Below are 217 nucleotides of genomic sequence, written 5' to 3' on the forward strand. Positions count from 1 at the left end.
CCGGCTATAGTGCTTACCACCCCCGCTGGAGTGATCTTCCGGATACAGTGGTTGTGTGCATCTGCCACATAGACATTACCGAATGCGTCCACAGCCACTCCGTAGGGGAGGTTAAACTGTGCTTCTGTGCCGGTGCCATCCGCATGACCCCTTGTGCCTGTTCCGGCCAAGGTGCTTACCACTCTATCTTCTATTCTATCTGCCGGCGTGATTTTCC

At 54.8% G+C, this 217-nt stretch carries 1 protein-coding gene; it reads right to left on the reverse strand.

Annotated elements, in window-relative coordinates; genetic code table 11:
• Nucleotides 1-182: NHL domain-containing protein (locus S1OALGB6SA_RS02110; protein WP_442789583.1), on the reverse strand; the 182-nt coding region annotated here is incomplete at its 3' end.
• Between the last annotated feature and the right edge of the window lie 35 nt (nt 183-217).

Source organism: Olavius algarvensis spirochete endosymbiont (genome assembly GCA_900608495.1).
Taxonomy (GTDB): Bacteria; Spirochaetota; Spirochaetia; order DSM-2461; family DSM-2461; genus UBA2779.